Origin of the sequence: Plantibacter sp. LMC-P-059a, assembly GCF_030209505.1 — a bacterium.
Lineage (GTDB): Bacteria > Actinomycetota > Actinomycetes > Actinomycetales > Microbacteriaceae > Plantibacter.
The window spans coordinates 536,798-555,799 of record NZ_JARVRZ010000002.1; the positions used below are offsets into that span (position 1 = coordinate 536,798).

Here is a 19,002-nt window from a genome sequence, read left to right on the forward strand (position 1 = left end):
TGGTTCTCCTTGTGTTGACTGCCGGTTCAGAACTCGTCGACCCGGACGGCATGCTTGCCGCTTCCGGCCGACTCGACGAGCTCGGCACCGAGCTGATTGGATGGGTGTTGCGATGATGTACGAGACTTGAGCCCCGATGACTCAATGTTAGCGAAGGCCCGTTTCGTCGTCAAGAAAGTTGAGTCCTGCTGGCTCAACTCCCAGCGGATGGCCAGGGTGCCCTTCGACAAGCTCAGGGACCCGGGGCCGGAGACGCCGACAGGCCCAGGGCCGGAGGTCCGGTCCCTGAGCCTGTCGAAGGGGTGATCCCTAGGCTGCGTCGGCGAGCACCGCGTTCTGCTCGGTGACGACGATCGCCCCGTCGGCCGCGCCGACGTGGATGCGGGAGCCCGCGCCGACACCGCCGGCAACCACGAGTTCGGCGATCCGGTCGTCGACCTCGCGCTGGATGAGGCGGCGCAGTGGACGAGCTCCGTACTCCGGCTCGTATCCGAGCTCGGCGAGGAGCGCGAGTGCCGCAGGCGTCGTCTCGAGGGACGCGCCTCGAGCGGCGAGACGCTCGGATGTGCGTCCGAGCATGAGCCCGACGATCTCCTGCAGCTGTGCCTGGTCGAGCTTCCGGAACAGGACGATCTCGTCGATCCGGTTCAGGAACTCGGGCCGCATCGCCTCACGCAGCTTGCCCATGACCCGGGCTCGGAGCGCCTCCTCCGAGCCGAAGCCCGTCGGGTCGTCCGCGCCGCCGGCGACGAACCCCATCGCCCCCGACCGGGAGGCGAGGAACTCGGAACCGAGGTTCGAGGTCATGACGACGACCGTGTTGCGGAAGTCGATCGTCCGACCTTGGCCGTCGGTGAGGCGTCCGTCGTCGAGCACCTGCAGGAGCAGGTTGAAGACGTCCGGGTGGGCCTTCTCGATCTCGTCGAAGAGCACGATCGAGTACGGGTTGCGCCGCACGCGCTCGGTGAGCTGACCGGCCTCGTCGAACCCGACGTACCCGGGAGGGGCACCGACGAGTCGCGACACCGTGTGGCGTTCGCCGAACTCGCTCATGTCGAAGCGGATCACCGAGGTGTCGTCGGCGAAGAGGGATCCGGCGAGCGCCTTGGCGAGTTCCGTCTTCCCCACGCCGGTCGGGCCGAGGAAGAGGAAGCTGCCGACGGGGCGGTTCGCGTCGCCCATGCCGGTCCGGTTGCGACGTACGGCCTTCGAGACCGCGGCGACCGCGTCGTGCTGACCGATGACGCGGGCGTGGAGTTCGTCCTCGAGGCCGGCGAGGCGTTCCCGCTCGCCCTCGGTCAGGCGGTTGACGGGGATGCCGGTCGCGCGGGAGACGACGCCGGCGATCTGCGTCTCGTCGACCACGGCCGCGCTGTCCGTCCGGGCACCGGGGCCGTTGGACGCGGCGTCGAGCTTGGCCTGCACGGCGGTGATCTCGTCGCGGATGCGCGAGGCCTCCTCGTAGTGCTCGGCCGAGACCGCGGCGTTCTTCGAGGCCTCGAGGGTCGCGAGCTCCTCGACGAGGGCACTGACGTCCACCGTCTTGCCGAGCCGCAGCCGGAGCCTGGCGCCGGCATGGTCGATGAGGTCGATGGCCTTGTCCGGGAGAACGCGGTCGGGCAGGTAGCGGGCCGAGAGCTCCACCGCGGCGCGGAGGGCGTCGTCGGTGAAGCGGACGTCGTGGTGCTCCTCGTACGCGGGACGGAGGCCGCCCAGGATGAGGACGGCGTCCTCGATGGAGGGCTCACCGACGCGCACGGGCTGGAACCGACGCTCGAGCGCGGGGTCCTTCTCGATGCCGCGGTACTCGCGGAGCGTGGTCGCTCCGATGAGGTGCAGTTCACCGCGCGCGAGACGTGGCTTGAGGATGTTGCCGGCGTCCATGCCGCCCTCGCCGGACCCGCCGGCGCCGACGACCGTGTGCACCTCGTCGATGAAGACGATGAGCTCGGAGCGGTTCGCCGCGATCTCGTCGAGGAGGCCGGTGAGGCGCTCCTCGAAGTCGCCGCGGTAGCGGGTTCCGGCGACCATGGCGGGCAGGTCGAGCGAGACGACGCGCTTACCGCGCAGCTGCTCGGGCACGCCGCCGTCGACGATCGCCTGCGCGAGGCCTTCGACGACGGCGGTCTTGCCGACGCCGGCCTCACCGACGAGCACCGGGTTGTTCTTGGTGCGGCGCGAGAGGATCTCGATGGTCTGCTCGATCTCGTCGGCACGGCCGATCACGGGGTCGAGCGAGCCACCGGCGGCCAGGGCTGTGAGGTCCGTGCCGAAGCGGTCGAGCATCGGGGTGTCCGAATCCGTGTCGTCGTCGTCCGCGTCGGTCCGGTCCTCGGTCGCCACGCCGGGGTCGCCGACGGTCTGGCGCATCCCCTGCGTGAGCGCGTCGGCCGTGACACCGGCGCGCGCGAGCACCTCGCCGGAGGGCGAGTCCTGGTTGATGACGAGGGCGAAGAAGAGGTGTTCCGGGTCGACGTAGGTGGAGCCTGCGGCCCGGGCGACCTGGTAGGCGTGGAACAGGGCTCGCTGCGCGGACGGCGTGATCGCGGGGTCCTTGACGCTCGGCGACGACGCCTGCGGGAGCCGCTGTTCGGCGGCGCGGGCGATGGTCTTGGGGTCGACGCCGAGACGCGCGACGGCGTCCTTCGCGGGCTCCTCGCTCACGATGACGCGCAGGATGTGGAGCGCGTCGAGCTCGTTCTGACCGCGTTCGAGTGCGAACCGGCCGGCGCGCTGCAGGATCTCCTGCGTCCGCGAGGTGAGGAAGCGGCTGAGGTCGATGGTGCGCGCCGAACGCGCCCGCTCGCCCTCGAGGTATCGGGCGAGGAAGTCGTCGAACGACGACGATCCGCCGTCTGCTGCTGCGCCGCCCTGGGTGAAGTCTTCGGGCACGTGAACCTCCTGGATTCAAACTTGAGTGTCGTACGCTCAAGTCCAACGCGGGACCCTCCCGGCTATTCCCGCGCTCGATCCGCGTCCCAGCGAACCCCCAGCAACGGTGCGACGGCCGTGCGCTACCGGCCGTTCACCGCGGAGCACTAGCCTCGGTGCATGAGCACGACACCCCCAGGTGGCACCGACGGCACCGGCAAGCGGAGCGGCACCGGCGATGACACGCCACGCCTCGGATCCCGCCCCCGCAACTTCCCGCCTCCACCGCTCGTCGACCCGGACGCCGCGGCGGCCACCGTCGACCTCGACACCTCGCAGGTCGCCGCCGTGAAGGCGCAATCGGGACGCAAGGGACGCATCTTCGCGTGGAGCCTCTGGGACTGGGGCTCCGCCTCCTTCAACGCCGTCGTCACCACCTTCGTGTTCACCGTCTACCTGACGAGTGACGCCTTCGGCGACGAGGCCGCGGTGTCCGCCTCGCTCGGATGGGCACTCGCCGCCGCCGGCCTGCTCATCGCGATCCTCGCGCCGGTCGTCGGGCAGCGGTCCGACTCGGCCGGCCGACGGAAGTTCTGGCTCGGCTTCAACACCTACGTCGTCGTCGCGATCACCGCGCTCCTCTTCTTCGTCGCACCCGATCCGAACTTCCTCTGGCTGGGCCTCGTGCTCCTCGCGGTCGGCAACATCGTGTTCGAATTCGCCGGCGTCAACTACAACGCGATGCTCGCGCAGGTCTCGACGCCGTCGTCCATCGGCAAGGTCTCGGGCCTCGGCTGGGGCATGGGGTACATCGGCGGCATCGTGCTGCTGCTCGTCGTGTACTTCGGCTTCATCTCCCCCGAGGTCGGCCTGTTCGGCATGACGGGCGACGACGGCATGGACGTCCGGGTCGCGATGCTCGTCTCGGCCGCCTGGTTCGGCATCTTCGCCCTGCCGGTGCTGTTCGCGGTGCCCGAATACCACGCACCCCAGGCCGTCGCCCGGCCGCACGTCGGGTTCTTCGCCTCCTACGGCGTGCTCGCGAAGAGCATCGCGGAGCTCTGGCGCGACAGTCGGCAGACGCTGTACTTCCTGCTCGCGAGCGCCGTGTTCCGCGACGGCCTCGCGGGCGTCTTCACCTTCGGCGGCGTCCTGGCCGCAGGCACCTTCGGCTTCTCGCCCGGCGAGGTCATCATCTTCGCCATCGCCGCCAACGTCGTCGCCGGCATCGCGACCATCACGATCGGCCTGCTCGACGACAAGGTCGGCCCGAAGCCGGTCATCGTCGCGTCGCTCATCGGCCTCGTGATCGCCGGGAGCGCGGTCTTCCTCCTGCACGAGGGCGGCGCGACGATCTTCTGGATCTTCGGACTCATGCTCTGCCTCTTCGTCGGCCCGGCACAGTCCGCGAGCCGCTCGTTCCTGGCACGCATCATCCCGGAGGGCCGCGAGGGTGAGGTCTTCGGCCTCTACGCCACGACCGGCCGCGCCGTCTCCTTCCTCGCGCCGACCGCCTTCGCCCTGTTCGTCACCCTCGGTGGCGAGCAGTTCTGGGGCATCCTCGGCATCGTGCTCGTCCTCCTGGTGGGCCTCGGACTCCTCCTCCCGGTCCATGCGAAGCAGGGCAGGCTCTCCGCCCGCCAGTGATCCGAGGCGGGCGGCACCGCCCTACCTCTTGATTTCGTAATTACGTTATTTGTACACTTGGGGCATGACGACCGTCGACCCTGGTGATCACGAGGCACGCCTCCGTCGGCTCGAAGCCGCGGTCTTCGGGGGGACGACCGGCGACGATCCGGCCGCGGAGGACGCCGACGACGTCCTGCCGAGCGCCACGTCGGACGACACGTTCTGGGCGCTCCGCGGACTGGAGCAGCGCACCGCGTCGCTCGAACACGGTGCCGTCCTCTTCACCGGATCCGTCGTCGCTGGCGGGGCACCGGTCCAGTGGCAGTACGCCAGGGCCACCGACGACCTCCTCGCCCTCGGCGACGACGCCGGGCCCGCCGACGCCGCGGCATCCGTCCCGCTCGCGACGACCGCTGCGCGGCTCGCGGCCATCGGGTCGCCCGTACGCCTCCGGCTGCTCCTCGCGGTCGCGAACGGCACGACGGCCCTCACCGAGCTCGGCGAGCTCGACGGCATCGGCACCACCGGCCAGATCTACCACCACGTTCGCGTGCTCACCGCGGCGGGATGGCTGCAGGCAGCCGGACGAGGACGCGTCGCCGTCCCGCCCACGCGGCTGGTGCCGCTGCTCGTCGCCGTCGCCGCCATGGAATGACCACCGAACCACGGAGAGGACTCAGCATGACCACCACCGCACGCCGCACGTCGCGATCCAGACGGGTCTGGATCATCGCAGCGGCCAGCACGGCCGTCGCCCTCGCGATCGGCCTCGCCGTCCGGCCGGGCCCGTCCACCCTCCCGACCGAAGCGACGGGTGACGCGGAGCTCGCGGCGACCGTCCGCGAGCTCGCCGGCTCGGACCACCGGGCCCTCCTGGCCGTCGTCGTCACTCCGGACGGCACCCGCACCACGACGATCGGCGCGCGACCGGACACCCGGTTCGAGATCGGTTCGGTCAGCAAGGCCTTCACCGGGCTGCTCCTCGCCGACGCGATCGAGCGCGGCGAGGTCACCCCGGACACCACGCTCGGCGAACTCCTCGAACTCGGCGACGCACCCGCCGCCGAGGTGACCCTCGAGCAGCTCGCGACCCATAGCTCAGGGCTGCCCCGGCTCCCGATCGACCTCTCGACCATCCTCTCCTCGAGCTGGTTCGCGCTCACGACGGCGAACCCCTACGGCGAAGACCTCGACCAGCTGCTCGAGCAGGCCCGGTCCGCTTCCCTGGACACCCCGAAGGGCACCTACTCCAACCTCGGCTTCGAACTCCTCGGCGCGGCGCTCGGAGCGGCAGCCGGCACCAGCTACGCCGAACTGCTCGAGGAACGGATCACCGGTCCGATGGGACTTGACTCGACTGCCCCCGTGGCCGATGCGGCCGAGCTGGGCGACCGCGACCTCCTCGGTGAGACCGCCGGCGGACGGACCGCCGCCGCATGGACCGGTACGGCGATCGGGCCTGCCGGAGGCATCCGCTCGGACACCGAGGATCTCGCCCGCTTCGCGGAACGGCTGGCCGACGGCAGCGCGCCGGGCATCGACGCACTCGGCCCGAAGGCGGCGTTCGGCGATCGTGAGATCGGATGGGCCTGGATCGTCGACCGCGAGGCCATCGACGGCGACGACCTCGTGTGGCACAACGGTGCGACGGGCGGGTTCGCGTCCTTCGTCGGCGTCGTCCCGGCGACCGGCACCACGGTCGTGCTCGTCTCGGCCACCCAGCAGTCGGTCGACGCGGCAGGCGTCGCCCTCCTCGAACAGATCGGAGCACGACGATGACCGAGATCCTCATCCCCGTGGTCGTGTCACTCGTCATCGCCTGGTTCGTCGCCCTCCAGACCGTCCACGCGTGGTCGACGGGCCGGTGGGCGGCGACCGATCGCCATCGACTGGTCGTCGACGCGGTCGACAGCATCGTGATCCTCGCCCTCGTCCGTGCGCTCGCCTCGCCGGTCGGCGTCTGGTCGTGGGTCTGGGTGCTCGCGGTCGCGATCACCGGATTCGGGCTGGCCGGTGCAGCCCTGCGCTGGCGCTCACTCCCCTGGCACGCACCCAAGCCGAAGCGCTCGCTCGATGCACACGGCGCGACGGTCGAGACCGCCGTCGAGCCGCGCACCCGCCGCCAGCAGGTCACTGCGGGGATCTACGCGGCCGTGGGCATCGCGATCGTCGCGCTCTGCTGGTGAGCACGACGCGGGTCGCGCTCAGGCGCCGGGCGTCACGAGCCCCTTCCGCAGGGTCACGTTCCCGTACTTCCGGGTCTCGCCCGTGCGGATGATGAGGAACGCCGTCGCCGCCTCGTCGTAGTAGGCGAAGCGGTCGACGAAGCGCACCGCGTCCTCGGTCGTGCCGGCCGCGGCGATGAGTTCGCGCTGCACGTCGAGCACCGTCCCGTCGGCGCTCGTCATGAGGTCGAGGACCGGCTCGTCGTCGAGCGGGATGACCGTCCGCACCGCGCGCAGCACTTCGGGTGTGGACAGCGTCGGTAGGACGACGACGCGTGCGCCGAGCCGTGCCGCCGGGAAGTGCGCGTCCGCGATCACCAGCGCGTCCGAATGTCCCATCGCGTCCAGGTGCAGCAGCAGCTCGCCGCTCAGCATCGGATCGATCCCTGTCAACATGGTGACCTCCTCGTCGGTGTTTCGATCATGTCAGTCTGTCCGTCCACGGTCACGCCACGTCGTCCAGTCGGTACACCCGCGCGGCGGTCCCGCCGAGCAGCATGGCCCGCTCATCGGGTGAGAGCGTGCCGACCAGCTCGGTCAGCGCCGCCCAGACGGGCGCATACCCGCCACTCGTGATGGTGATCGGCCAGTCGCCACCGACCATGAGCCGACCAGGACCGAATCCGTCGAGGGCGACGTCCCACGCCCGCCGGGCGTCGTCGGCAGCGAACCGACGGCCGGCCGTGCTGAGCCCCGACACCTTCGCGACCGTGTTCGGCAGCGCGGCGACCGCCGTCAGCTGCGCGGACCAGACGTCGAACCCGGCAGGGTCGGTCGGTGGTTTCGCGAGATGGTCGACGACGACCGTCAGGTCCGTCACCGCTGCTGCGAGCGCCGTGGCGTCGCCGAGCAGCCGCGGGAAGGCGTTCGGCACGTCGAGCACGAGGTCGCGCTCGGCGAGCAGCACGGCCAGCCGACGCGCATCCGGTGTGGCCAACAGGCCGTCGCGCGGGTCGTCGTGCAAGAGCTGACGCACCCCACGGAGCAGGCGTCGATCCGCCCAGTGGTCGAGCAGGCGCTCCGCGCGCGCGGCGTCGTCGATCGGTACCCAGCCCACGACACCGGCGACCCAGTCGTGCGCCTCAGCCGTGTCGAGCAGGAACTCCGTGTCGGCCTCCGTGTCGTCCGCCTGGACGAGGACCGCCGTGTCGACACCGGCCGCGCGCAGCTCGGCTTCGGCCTCCTCCGCTGTGACATCCCGACGCAGGGCCTCGTCGGCGCGGTCGAGCCAGCGGTACCCGTCGGCGCGGTTCCACAGGTGCAGGTGCGCGTCGACCGTACGCATCAGCCGAGGAGTCCGCTGGCCTGGAGCTCCGCCCAGAACGTCTCGGGGATCGGCGCCTCGAAGCGCTCGATGTTCTGCACCATCTGCTCCGGTCGGGAGGCACCGACCGCGACCGTCCGCACGGCGGGATGCCGCAGCGGGAACTGGAGCGCCGCGGCGGGCAGCTCGACGTCGAACCGGCGACAGACCTCGGCGATGGCGACCGCACGGTCGAAGACCTCGGGTGGGACGGCACCGTACTCGTACCGACCGTCCGGATCCGGCACCGAGCGCGCGAGCAGCCCGGAGTTGAAGACCGATGCGGCCACCACCCCCACCCCGTGGTCGAGGCAGGCCGGGAGCACCTCCGCCGCGGCGGGCTGCTCGGCGAGCGTGAACCGACCGGCGATCATGATGAGGTCGGTCAGCCCGGTGCGGACGGCGGCGAGGAGCGCCTCGACGTCCATCGAGCCGATACCGACGGCACCGACGAGCCCCTCGTCACGCAGGGCGGCGAGCGCCGGGATGCCCTCCGCGATCCCGGACTCCGGGTCGTTGCGTTCGGGGTCGTGGAGGTAGAGCACGTCGACGTGGTCGAGTCCCAGACGCTCGAGGGACTCGTCGAGGGAGCGACGGACGCCCGACTCGCTCGCGTCCCATTCGCGGCGCAGCGTCGCCGGGACGACGAAGTCGTTGTCGGTGTCGAGCGTGCCCGCGCCGTCCGGGTTCGGCACGAGCAGCCGCCCGACCTTGGTGGACAGCACGTACTCGTCTCGCGGCTTCGTGCGGAGGAAGGCACCGAGTCGACGCTCGGACAGGCCGAGTCCGTAGTGCGGAGCAGTGTCGTAGAACCGGACCCCGTGCTCCCAGGCCGCGTCGAGGATCGCCCAGGCCTCCTCATCGCTGAGCTTGCGGTAGAGGTTGCCGAGATTGGCGGCGCCGTAGGCGAGGCGGGGGACGAGCAGCTCAGGCATCGGCAGCCCGGAAGGTGAACTCGGCGATCGACGTCGCGAGCATCTCGGAGCCGCCACCGGGGGCGAGGGGAGCGCGGTACCGGCCGGCGACGATCTCCACCGGCTCGACGAAGTGCTCGTGGAGGTGGTCGACGAACTCGATCATGCGTCCATCCTCGCTGCCGGAGACGGCGATGAAGTCGAACATCGAGAGGTGTTGCACGGCCTCGCAGAGGCCGACGCCGCCGGCGTGCGGGCACACGGGTACGCCGAACTTCGCCGCCAGCAGGAGGATCGTGACGTTCTCGTTGACCCCGGCCACGCGGGTCGAGTCGATCTGGAGGACCTGGAGGGCGTCCGCCTGCAGGAACTGCTTGAACATGATGCGGTTGGCCATGTGCTCACCGGTCGCGACGGGGATCGGGGCGACGCCGCGCGCGATGGCCGCGTGGCCGAGGATGTCGTCGGGGCTCGTCGGCTCCTCGATCCAGGCGATGTCGTACGGAGCGAGTCGCGCCATCCAGTCGATCGCCTCGGCGACGTCCCAGCGCTGGTTCGCGTCGACCGCGATGCGGATGTCCGGACCGACCGCGTTCCGGGCGATGGCGAGGCGACGGACGTCGTCCTCCACGGCACCACCGACCTTGAGCTTCACCTGCGCGAAGCCGTCCGCGACGGCCTCCCGGCAGAGGCGGTCGAGCTTCTCGTCGGAGTACCCGAGCCAGCCGGGTGTCGTCGTGTAGGCGGGGTAGCCGGCGGCGAGGAGGGCTTCCGTACGGGCCGCGCGACCCGGCTCCGCGACCCGGAGGATCTCGAGCGCGTCGTCGCGGGTGAACACGTCGCTCAGGTAGCGGAAGTCGACGAGTTCGACGAGCTGCTCCGGCGTCATGGTGGACAGCAGCTGCCAGAGCGGCAGACCCGCGCGTTTCGCCTTGAGGTCCCAGAGGGCGTTCACGACGGCACCGATCGCCATGTGTATGACGCCCTTCTCCGGGCCGAGCCAGCGGAGCTGGGAGTCGTAGACGAGCTCACGCCAGAAGGCACCCATGGCGTCGAGGATCGGCTCGACCTCGCGCCCGAGGAGGTGCTCCCGGAGGGCGTGGATGGCGGCGACCTCGACGTCGTTGCCGCGGCCGATCGTGAAGACGAAGCCGTGACCCTCGTGCCCGTCGTCCGCGTCGGTGACGAGACGCAGGTACGCGGCCGAATAGTCGGGGTCGGGGTTCATGGCGTCTGAACCGTCGAGGGTGGTCGAGGTCGGGAAGCGGACGTCATGCGTCTCGAATCCGATGATGCTACTCACGGCGGTGGGCTCCTTCGGCTGGTGCCCTGAGCATAAACATCCGATGTCTGTGCTGTCAATGCTGGGATGAACCCGCGAATCCCCTCCTATCGACGACTTCCTCGGGGTAGAGTTCAGACGTTATCGGCTAGGAGGCCGGGTCCCTCGCCTGCGGACACCCGGCGGAACCGGAAGGATCAGCATGCGCTTCGCCAGACTCGGCCCCGTGGACGAGGAGATCCCCGTCGTGTATTCGGGCGACACCGCCCACGACCTCCGATCGATCACCGCCGACGTGGACGGGGCGTTCCTCGCCGGCGGCGGTGTCGAACGGGCACGAGCCGCACTCGAGTCCGGCGCCCTCCCAGCGCTCGACGACGCGGTGTCCCTCCGGATCGGAGCACCGATCGCGAGGCCGAGCGCCGTCGTCTGCATCGGGATGAACTACGCCGCGCACGCCGCCGAGTCGGGGTCGGCGCCGCCTGAGATCCCGATCATGTTCCTCAAGACGCCGAACACGGTCGTCGGTCCGAACGACGACGTCCGCATCCCCCGCGGCAGCACGAAGACCGACTGGGAGGTCGAGCTGGGCGTCGTCATCGGCGAGCGCACCTCCTACCTCGACAGCCCGGACGAGGCCCTCAGCCGTATCGCCGGCTTCGTCACCGCGAACGACGTCTCGGAGCGGGACTTCCAACTCGCGGTGAGCGGCGGGCAGTGGTCGAAGGGCAAGAGCGCCCCCGGATTCAACCCGACCGGCCCCTGGCTCGTGACCCCGGACGAGGTCGACGCCGGCTCACTCCGCCTGCGGAGCTGGGTCAACGGCGAACCACGTCAGGACTCCACCACGGCCGACCTGATCTTCGACGTCGCGACCGTGATCTGGCACCTCAGCCAGTACCTGCAGCTCGAACCGGGTGACCTCGTCCTCACCGGCACGCCGGAGGGGGTCGCCCTGTCGGGTCGCTTCCCCTACCTCTCTGCCGGCGACGTGTGCGAGATCGAGATCGAGGGACTCGGCCGACAGCGTCAGCGGTTCGTCGATCCGGTTCCCGGAGTCGCACCGGCCGCGAAGCCCGCGGAAGCCCTCGCAGCGATGGAGGCCGGCCGATGAGCGACTCGGAGACGGGCGCGTTCGCGGGGCTCGTGGCCGTCGTGACCGGCGGAGCCTCCGGCATCGGGGCGGCGATCGTGGACCGCTTGGCCGCGGACGGCGCGAAGGTCGCGATCCTCGACCTCAACCCTGCAGTGGACGGTGATTCCGACAACCGACTCTCGGTGCGCACGAACGTCGCCGACGACGCCTCCGTGCGGGCGGCCGTCGACGCCGTCGTCGCCCGGTTCGGTCGCCTCGACATCGTCGTGAACAACGCAGGGATCGGCGCGCAGGGCAGCGTGGAGGACAACGACGACGAGGAATGGCACCGCGTCTTCGACATCAACGTCATCGGCATGGCCAGAGTCGCCCGGGCGGCACTCCCCCACCTGCGCGAGTCGCCCGCCGCATCGATCGTCAACACCGCGTCGATCGCGGCGACCGCCGGCCTCCCGCAGCGCGCGCTCTACTCCGCGACGAAGGGCGCCGTCCTCTCGCTCACCCGGGCGATGGCCGCCGACCACCTCCGCGAGGGCGTGCGGGTGAACTGCGTCAACCCCGGCACGGCCGACACCCCGTGGGTCGGCCGCCTGCTCGACAGCGCCGACGACCCGGCCGCCGAACGCGCAGCCCTCGAGGCACGACAGCCGCACGGCCGTCTGGTCTCGGCGACCGAGGTCGCCGACGCGGTCGCCTACCTCGCGAGTCCACGGTCCGGCTCCACGACCGGCACCTCGATCGCCGTCGACGGTGGCATGCAGGAGCTGCGCCTGCGTCCCCAGTAGCGCGAGCCGAGTCTCGATGCCTGCTGCACGGTTCACAATTCAGGAGCGTCCCGGCGCGTCTGCCATGAGCCTGCCGTTCCCGGACCGACACGCCTGACTCGTCCTGAGTTGTGGACCGCTGAGACCGGACGGGTCGTGTGGTCCACAACTCAGGCGGGCGGATCCGCGACGTCGGGGCGCGGCCACGCCGCGACGAAACGCTCGAGGAAGGCGGCGAACTGCGCCGCCTCCTCAGGCGTGAAGTCCGCGAGCGCCGCGGTCACCGCCTCACGCCGACCCCGGTGCGCCTCCTGCAGGACCGCGCGACCGGCGGCACTCAGCTGCACCACACTCCGTCGTCCGTCGTTCGGGTCGACCGCGCGGGCGACCTCGCCCCGCTTCGTCGCCTCGGCCACGAGTCGGCTCGCTCGCGGCTGATCGACCCCGATCGCCTCCGCGAGCGCGCTGATGCCCATGCCGCCGGACGCCGCCTCACGAGCGAGCGCGTCCAGCATCCGGAACCGGGCGGCCTGGGCGATCGCCTGCTCGCGCGGATGCCGGGTGCCAGCGCCGGAAGCCCAAGGGCCACCGACGCCGGGCCCGAAGCCCGGACCACGCCCACGTCCGCGCTCGTCCCCGCCGCCGCCGTGGTGGTCGTGGTGATGGTCTCCTCCGTGCTCATCGTGATGACGATGCCCGGGGCCACCACGCCCGCCGCGGCCGCCGAAACGACGGCCTGCCTGGTCGCGCCGGATCCGACTGAGGGCGTGCTCGATCAGCTCCACGGGGTCGCTTGCTGTGGGTTCGCTGGGCTGCGCTTGACGATCGTCGGACATACATGTCATTATACATTTACATGTAACAGAGCATGCAAATAAGGAGACCACACATGAACACCCCATCGACTTCCCCAGAGCAGTCCACCAGCCAGTCCCCCGAGCGCCCGCTCGGCTTCTGGCTCCGCACCGTCGATCACGCGATCAAGCACTCGATGCACGACGTGCTCGCCGAGGACGGCCTCGGTCGCCGAAGCTGGCGCACCCTCGAGGTCATCGCCTCCGGTGCGACGAGCGTCGACGAGATCGACGTGTCCTTCCCGCCGCACCGCCGCGGATCGCACGGCCCCGAACGATTCGGTCGCCGCGGCGGGTTCGGCCCGGGTCGCGGCTTCGCTCGCCCCGAGCGCACCGCCGAGGCGACGGCCGACAACGGCACCGATTCGGCAGAACGTCCTAGCGATCACGAGCACGGTCACCGCGACCACGCCTTCGGTCCCGGACGAGACGCCCGTCGCGGCTTCGGCCGTGACCACCGCTCCAGCGGTGCACCGTTCGGGCCGGGCCACCACCGCGGGCACGGCGGACCCCGTCGCTCGACCGCCGAGATCGTCATGGACTTCGCCGCACGCGGCTGGGTCACCGTGGACGCCGACGGCATCACGCTGACCGACGCCGGTCGCGAGGCGCACGACGCGCTCCGCACCAAGGTCGACGCCGTCCGCCAGACCGTCACCGACGCCGTCTCGCCCGAGGACCTCGCGACCACCCTCGCCAGCCTCGGGAGCATCGCCCGGGCCTTCGGCTGGGACGAGCGCACGGCCCACGGACGCGGCCCAGGTGGTCGCTCCGGTCGCGGCCCTCGCGGCGACCGCTGACCGGTCGCCGGCGTCACCGTCCCATGCGTCCCGCACCCACCACCATCCGAAGAGCCCCGGGCAGCAACCGCTGCCCGGGGCTCTTTCCGTTCACAACTCAGGACCAGCACCGCGCGTCGCGGCCAACCGGACCGCAATCGGGGCGCCGCGCCGAAGGCGTCCTGAATTGCGGACACACACAATCTGCGGTCCCTTCGTTCACAACTCAGGAGACCCGTCGCGTGGCGCGACTCGTCAGCGGGTTCCGGGGACGGACACGCCGGAGACGTCCTGAATTGCGAACTTCCGCTAGTCGGTGAGGCCGTTGGCCTTCGCGACGTTTCCGAGCCACGCGAGGCTCGGCTTGGGCGTCCGCACGAAGGTCTCGCGGTCGACGGCGATGAGACCGAAGGTCGGCCGGAAACCACTCGCCCACTCGTAGTTGTCGAGGGCGCTCCAGTGGAGGTAGCCCTCCAGCTGGATGCCGTCCTGGATGCACGCGTGCAGCTCGCGCAGGGCAACGTCGGTGTAGTCGATCCGACGCGTGTCGTCGGACGTCGCGATGCCGTTCTCGGTGATCATGATCGGCACCCCGCCGGACAGCTCCCACGCACTCCGCACACCCTCGGCGGCGGCCGGCGGGTAGAACTCCCAACCGGTGAGCGTCGTCTCGACGCCATCCTCGACGGGCAGCGGACCCTTCGGTCCGATGAACGTGCGCGTGTACGCCTGGACACCGAGGAAGTCGTCGCCGGCGGACTGCTCGAGGTACCAGTCGTCGCGCGGGTAGCCGTACTCGCGCAGCATCTCGTCCGAACCGGGCTCACCGTTCGAGCGGAACGCCTGGGTGGCGATGGTCCAACCGGACTTCAGCCCCGAGACCTGCGACAGGACCTCACGCGAACGCTTGTGGGACTCGAGGAGCGCATCGGCGACGAAGAGGTCCGGGTTGGGGAGCCCGTACGCGACGAGGTTCGCGGCGTCCTCACCGCCGGCGAGCATGGCGGCGATGTTCGGCTCGTTGATCGTGCAGACGTGCTCGACGCCCTCGCCGACGATCGGCAGGGTCAGCTCGGTGTACCGCGCGAAGAGGTCGGCGGCGTCCTTCGCCCGCCAGAACCCGTCACGCTCGAACCAGCGCGGCACGGTGAAGTGCATGAGCGTGACGACCGGGTTGAGGCCGAGCTCGTGCGCGGTGTCGACCATGCGCCGGTAGTGGTCGACCTCGGCGCGCGAGACGACACCGCGCTCGGGCTCGATGCGAGCCCACTCGATGCTGAAGCGGTAGGTGTTGAGCCCCGCGTCGGCGAGGAGCTGCATGTCCTCGCGGTAGCGGTGGTAGCTGTCCATCGCGTCGCCCGAGGGCTCGACGATGTTCGTCCCGGCTTCGTGCTCGTGCACCCACCAGTTGCTGTTGATGTTGTTGCCCTCGATCTGGTGGGCAGCGGTGGCGGCGCCCCAGAGGAAGCCGTCGGGGAAGGTCAGCACGGGTGTAGCTCCTGTTTCATGTTGGGGTGTGGCCCTTCGACAAGCTCAGGGACCGGAAGCGGTGTGGCCCTTCGACAAGCTCAGGGACCGGGATGAAGACCAGGCCCTTCGACAAGCTCAGGGACCGAGGGGGCTCAACGCTTGGCGCGCGCCGGGTTGGGGACGGCGTCGAGCAGCTGGATCGTGTACGGATCCTGCGGGTGCTGCAGGACGTGCGCGGTCTCGCCGCGCTCGACGACACGACCCTGGTTGAGGACCATGATGTTGTCGGTCACGAGTCGTGCCGACAGCAGGTCGTGCGTGATGTAGAGCATCGAGACACCCCACTGCTCGCGGAGGTCCTCGAGCAGCGCGAGCACGCCAGCCCGGAGCGACACATCGAGCATCGACACGGGCTCGTCGGCGATGAGCACCTGCGGGTCGCTCGCGAGCGCCCGGGCGATCACGACACGCTGCCGCTGCCCACCCGACAACTGGTGGGGAAGCTTCGCCGCGAACTGCTCGACCGGCGAGAGCCCAACCGTCTCGAGGAGCTCGAGCACACGCTTGCGGACAGCGTCGCCCTTCAGCCCCGTGAAGTTCACGACCGGGCGGGTGAGCGTGTACTCCACCGTGTGGAGCGGGTTCAGCGCCGCATACGGGTCCTGGAAGATCATCTGCACGTTCTTGTGCAGGTTCCGGATGCCCTTCCGGTTCAGCTGGGCGACGTCGAGGTCGCCGAACCGGACCGCGCCGGAGGTCGGCTTCTCGATGCCCGTGATGAGCTTCGCGATCGTCGACTTGCCGGAACCCGAGGCACCGACGAGTGCGAGCGACTGACCAGGTTCGAGCGTGAACGACACGTCGTCGACGGCCGTGACCGCGGACTCACCACGGCGCGGCGGCGGGTAGACCTTCGAGACGGCGTCCACGATGACCGCCGACTCCGCCGAACGACCGGCGCGAGACGAGGCCTTGCCCGACTCGGAGCTCGCGCTCGTCGCGGTCGGGACGCTCGTCGTGGTGCCGGAGACGGGAGCCGTTCCGCGGTTCGCCCGCGAGGGGAAGCCGGGCAGCTCGACGACCGCTGCACGCGGGTCGGCGTAGTGGCTGAGCAGCATCCGTGTGTACGGATCCTGCGGACGCTCGAGGATGTCGCGGCTCGGGGCGTCCTCGACGATGCGGCCCTCGTGCATGACGAGCACGCGCTGGGTCGCCTCGAGGACGACGCCGAGGTCGTGGCTGATGAGGATGGCGGTGAAGCCCTCCGACTGCTGCAGCTCGGTGATCGTGTCCATGATCGCGTGCTGCACGAGCACGTCGAGCGCGGTCGTCGGTTCGTCGAACACCATGAGTCGCGGTTCGAGCGAGAGGGCGAGCGCGATGGAGACGCGCTGACGCATACCGCCGGACAGTTCGCCCGGGAAGCGGGCGAGGACCTGCGGCGTGAGCCCGACCTTCTCGACGAGCTCCGCCATCCGTGCATCCCAGCGGTCGCGGGAGACGTGCCCGTGCGCCTTGAAGATGTCGACGAAGTGGTTGCGGATCGTGCGGACCGGGTTGAGCGCGTTCATGCCCGACTGCAGCACCATGGCGAACCCGCCCTGACGCTGCTCGCGGAGCGCTTCCTCGTCGAGCTCGCGGATGTCGGATCCCCCGAAGAGGATCTGGCCACCGTTGATGCGGGCCGGCGGCTTCTGCAGCCGGGTGGCCGCGAAACCGAGCGTCGACTTGCCCGAGCCCGACTCGCCGACGAGACCGATGAACTCACCGGCGCCGACGGAGAACGACACGTGGTCGACGGCCTGCACCGGTGCGGCACCGACGGACTCGTAGACGACGGAGAGGTCGCGGACCTCGAGCAGCGCTCCCGTGCCGGGGGCCGGAGCCGGTGCGCTGTCGGCCTGGAGGTTGACGGCGTTCATCGGGACTTCCCTTCACGGAGGCGCGGGTTGCTGATCGCGTCGACACCGAAGTTGATGAGGGTGAGGCTCATCGCGAGGAGCGCGATGCAGAGACCGGGGGCGAAGAGGAGGATCCACTGACCGGTGAGCAGGGCGTTGGAGTTCTGCGCCCAGTAGAGGATCGTTCCCCAGCTGACGATCGACGAGTCGCCGAGTCCGAGGAACTCGAGGCCCGCCTCGGCCAGGATCGCGCTCGTCGCGGCACCGAAGAAGCCACCGGCGATGAGCGAGGTCATGTTCGGGAGGATCTCGTTGAACACGATGCGGAACGGGCGGTCGCCGGAGAAGCGGGCGGCCGTCACGAAGTCCCGCGAACGCAGCGACTGCGTCTGGCTGCGGAGCACGCGGGCACCCCACGCCCACCCGGTGATGACGATGACCGCGACGATCATCACCAGTCCACCGTTCTGGAGGTACGCGGCGATCACGATCATGAGCGGCAGACCCGGCACCACGAGGAACAGGTTGACGATGAAGTTCACGACCTCGGCGCCGAAGCCCTTGATGTAGCCCCAGCTGAGGCCGATCAGGACCGCGACGATCGTCGACAGGATGCCGGCGATGAAGCCGACGGTGACGCTGATCTGCGAGCCGTAGATGAGCTGACTGAGGACGTCCTCGCCCGCCGCCGTCGTCCCGAACCAGTGCTCGGGGCTCGAGTCGGCGTTCCGCGGGAAGCCGTCCTGGCTGGCACCGTACGGGGCGAGGAGCGGCGCGAAGATCGCCACGAGGATGAAGAAGCCGAGGATGATCAGGCCGAGGCGTGACTTCCAGTTGGCCCAGAGCGTCGCCGCCGATCGACCGATGAAGGCGAACTTCCTCGGCGGACGGACGGCGTCGTCCGACTGCAGTGTCTTGACGTGCTGTGTGGTGGTCATCGGCGGGTCCTTGGGTCGAGTACGCCGTACAGGATGTCGACGAGGAAGTTGGCGACGAGCACGCTCACCGTGATGAGCAGGAAGAGCGCCTGCATGAGCGGGTAGTCCTGACCGATCACCGCGTTGAACAGGAGGAAGCCGATACCGGGGTATCCGAACACCTGCTCCACGAGGATCGAGCCACCGACCACACCGCCGAGCGCGAGCCCGAAGCCGGTGAGGTTCGGGAGGATCGCGTTGCGGGCCGCGTACTTGACGGCGACCGTGCGACCGCGGAGCCCGTTCGCCTCGGCGAAGGTCACGTAGTCGTCACCGAGCGTGTTGATCATCGCGTTGCGCATGCCGATGATCCACCCGCCGAGGCTGGTGACGAGGATCGTCAGCGCCGGCAGCACCGCGTGGTACGCGACGTCGACGATGAAGTCCCAGGTGAAGGCCGGCGAGGCCGTCGGTCCGAAGGCGCCCGAGGTCGGGAACCAGTGGAGGACGTATCCGGCGAAGAACAGCAGGAGCAGCGCGGTCCAGAAGTACGGGAACGTGCTCGCGAAGGTGCCGGTCAGGGTCGGCAGGGCGTCGAGCCAGGTGTTCCGTCGCCAGGCCGCCAGCACACCGATGAGCGTGCCGAGGATGAAGGCGACGATCGTGACGATGCCCAGCAGGATGATCGTGTACGGGAACGCCTGCCAGATGAGCTCACCGACCGACTGCGGGAAGAAGGTGTACGAGACCCCGAAGTCGAGGGTGACGACCTGGTGGAGGTACGTGACGTACTGCTCCCACAGGTTGCCGCCGGGGACACCGAGTTGGGCCTCGATCGCCGCCCGCGTCGCCGCGGAGACGGGGCCGTTCTGCGCGAGCTTCGCGATCGCGGCATCGGTCGGGGATCCGGGCATGAGCCGCGGCAGGAGGAAGTTCAGCGTGACGGCCGCCCACAACGTGAGGACGAAGAGGCCGAGTTTGCGCACCATGTACACGG

General features: G+C 69.9%; 17 protein-coding genes. 7 read left to right on the forward strand and 10 right to left on the reverse strand.

The features are described 5' to 3' along the window. Positions 1–309: 309 nt before the first annotated feature. Positions 310–2,892 carry an ATP-dependent Clp protease ATP-binding subunit gene (locus QRN27_RS05950; RefSeq protein WP_285041116.1) on the reverse strand — a complete coding sequence of 861 codons (2,583 nt, stop codon included), beginning with the start codon at positions 2,890–2,892 and terminating at the stop codon, positions 310–312. Positions 2,893–3,051: 159 nt separating this feature from the next. Between QRN27_RS05950 and QRN27_RS05955 the strand changes: the two genes are divergently transcribed. The 4 genes from QRN27_RS05955 (at position 3,052) to QRN27_RS05970 (ending at position 6,686) form a co-directional block, all read left to right on the forward strand. Further along, positions 3,052–4,518 (forward strand): MFS transporter, encoded by a 1,467-nt coding sequence (locus QRN27_RS05955; protein ID WP_285041117.1) that lies wholly within the window; start codon positions 3,052–3,054, stop codon positions 4,516–4,518. 64 nt (positions 4,519–4,582) lie between these two features. Next, positions 4,583–5,155, forward strand: a complete 573-nt coding sequence (locus QRN27_RS05960) for a helix-turn-helix domain-containing protein (protein ID WP_285041118.1) — start codon at positions 4,583–4,585, stop codon at positions 5,153–5,155. Positions 5,156–5,181: 26 nt separating this feature from the next. Then, positions 5,182–6,279, forward strand: a complete 1,098-nt coding sequence (locus QRN27_RS05965) for a serine hydrolase domain-containing protein (RefSeq protein ID WP_285041119.1) — start codon at positions 5,182–5,184, stop codon at positions 6,277–6,279. Continuing rightward, the gene (locus QRN27_RS05970; RefSeq protein WP_285041120.1) at positions 6,276–6,686 is read left to right on the forward strand and encodes a hypothetical protein; all 411 of its coding nucleotides are present in this window, start codon (positions 6,276–6,278) and stop codon (positions 6,684–6,686) included. The genes QRN27_RS05965 and QRN27_RS05970 overlap by 4 nt, the downstream gene beginning before the upstream one ends. A gap of 18 nt (positions 6,687–6,704) precedes the next feature. Here QRN27_RS05970 and QRN27_RS05975 read toward each other — a convergent pair whose 3' ends face one another. Genes QRN27_RS05975 through QRN27_RS05990 form a run of 4 tightly spaced genes read right to left on the reverse strand, consistent with a single transcriptional unit; the run spans position 6,705 to position 10,245 of the window. Next, positions 6,705–7,121, reverse strand: a complete 417-nt coding sequence (locus tag QRN27_RS05975) for an RbsD/FucU family protein (RefSeq protein ID WP_285041121.1) — start codon at positions 7,119–7,121, stop codon at positions 6,705–6,707. 49 nt (positions 7,122–7,170) lie between these two features. Then, entirely contained in the window at positions 7,171–8,010 is an 840-nt protein-coding gene (locus tag QRN27_RS05980) for an amidohydrolase family protein (RefSeq protein ID WP_285041122.1), read from the reverse strand. After that, positions 8,010–8,963: an aldo/keto reductase gene (locus QRN27_RS05985; RefSeq protein WP_285041123.1), complete on the reverse strand. Its 954-nt coding sequence runs from the start codon at positions 8,961–8,963 to the stop codon at positions 8,010–8,012. Before QRN27_RS05985 ends, QRN27_RS05980 begins: the two co-directional genes overlap by 1 nt. Next, positions 8,956–10,245, reverse strand: a complete 1,290-nt coding sequence (locus QRN27_RS05990; RefSeq protein ID WP_285041124.1) for an L-fuconate dehydratase — start codon at positions 10,243–10,245, stop codon at positions 8,956–8,958. Before QRN27_RS05990 ends, QRN27_RS05985 begins: the two co-directional genes overlap by 8 nt. 181 nt (positions 10,246–10,426) lie before the next feature. Here QRN27_RS05990 and QRN27_RS05995 point away from each other — a divergent pair, with 181 nt between their 5' ends. Further along, on the forward strand, positions 10,427–11,338 hold the full coding sequence (locus tag QRN27_RS05995) for a fumarylacetoacetate hydrolase family protein (RefSeq protein WP_285041125.1): 912 nt from the start codon (positions 10,427–10,429) through the stop codon (positions 11,336–11,338). Beyond that, positions 11,335–12,105: an SDR family NAD(P)-dependent oxidoreductase gene (locus QRN27_RS06000; protein ID WP_285041126.1), complete on the forward strand. Its 771-nt coding sequence runs from the start codon at positions 11,335–11,337 to the stop codon at positions 12,103–12,105. Before QRN27_RS05995 ends, QRN27_RS06000 begins: the two co-directional genes overlap by 4 nt. A 149-nt stretch (positions 12,106–12,254) precedes the next feature. Here QRN27_RS06000 and QRN27_RS06005 read toward each other — a convergent pair whose 3' ends face one another. After that, positions 12,255–12,920 carry a MarR family winged helix-turn-helix transcriptional regulator gene (locus QRN27_RS06005; RefSeq protein ID WP_285041127.1) on the reverse strand — a complete coding sequence of 222 codons (666 nt, stop codon included), beginning with the start codon at positions 12,918–12,920 and terminating at the stop codon, positions 12,255–12,257. A gap of 53 nt (positions 12,921–12,973) precedes the next feature. On the opposite strand from QRN27_RS06005, the gene QRN27_RS06010 reads away from it, so the two are divergent. Then, entirely contained in the window at positions 12,974–13,738 is a 765-nt protein-coding gene (locus QRN27_RS06010; RefSeq protein ID WP_285041128.1) for a winged helix DNA-binding protein, read from the forward strand. A 288-nt stretch (positions 13,739–14,026) separates the two neighbouring features. On the opposite strand, the gene QRN27_RS06015 is transcribed toward QRN27_RS06010, so the two are convergent. The 4 genes from QRN27_RS06015 to QRN27_RS06030 all read right to left on the reverse strand — a co-directional run bounded on the left by QRN27_RS06015 (position 14,027) and on the right by QRN27_RS06030 (position 18,994). Beyond that, positions 14,027–15,205 (reverse strand): glycoside hydrolase family 1 protein, encoded by a 1,179-nt coding sequence (locus QRN27_RS06015; RefSeq protein ID WP_285041129.1) that lies wholly within the window; start codon positions 15,203–15,205, stop codon positions 14,027–14,029. A gap of 134 nt (positions 15,206–15,339) precedes the next feature. Continuing rightward, a complete protein-coding gene (locus QRN27_RS06020; protein WP_056009084.1) occupies positions 15,340–17,109 on the reverse strand; it encodes an ABC transporter ATP-binding protein in 1,770 nt (589 codons plus the stop codon). Next, on the reverse strand, positions 17,106–18,026 hold the full coding sequence (locus QRN27_RS06025; RefSeq protein ID WP_285041130.1) for an ABC transporter permease: 921 nt from the start codon (positions 18,024–18,026) through the stop codon (positions 17,106–17,108). Before QRN27_RS06025 ends, QRN27_RS06020 begins: the two co-directional genes overlap by 4 nt. Next, positions 18,023–18,994 (reverse strand): ABC transporter permease, encoded by a 972-nt coding sequence (locus tag QRN27_RS06030; RefSeq protein ID WP_056011596.1) that lies wholly within the window; start codon positions 18,992–18,994, stop codon positions 18,023–18,025. The genes QRN27_RS06025 and QRN27_RS06030 overlap by 4 nt, the downstream gene beginning before the upstream one ends. Positions 18,995–19,002: the final 8 nt, after the last annotated feature.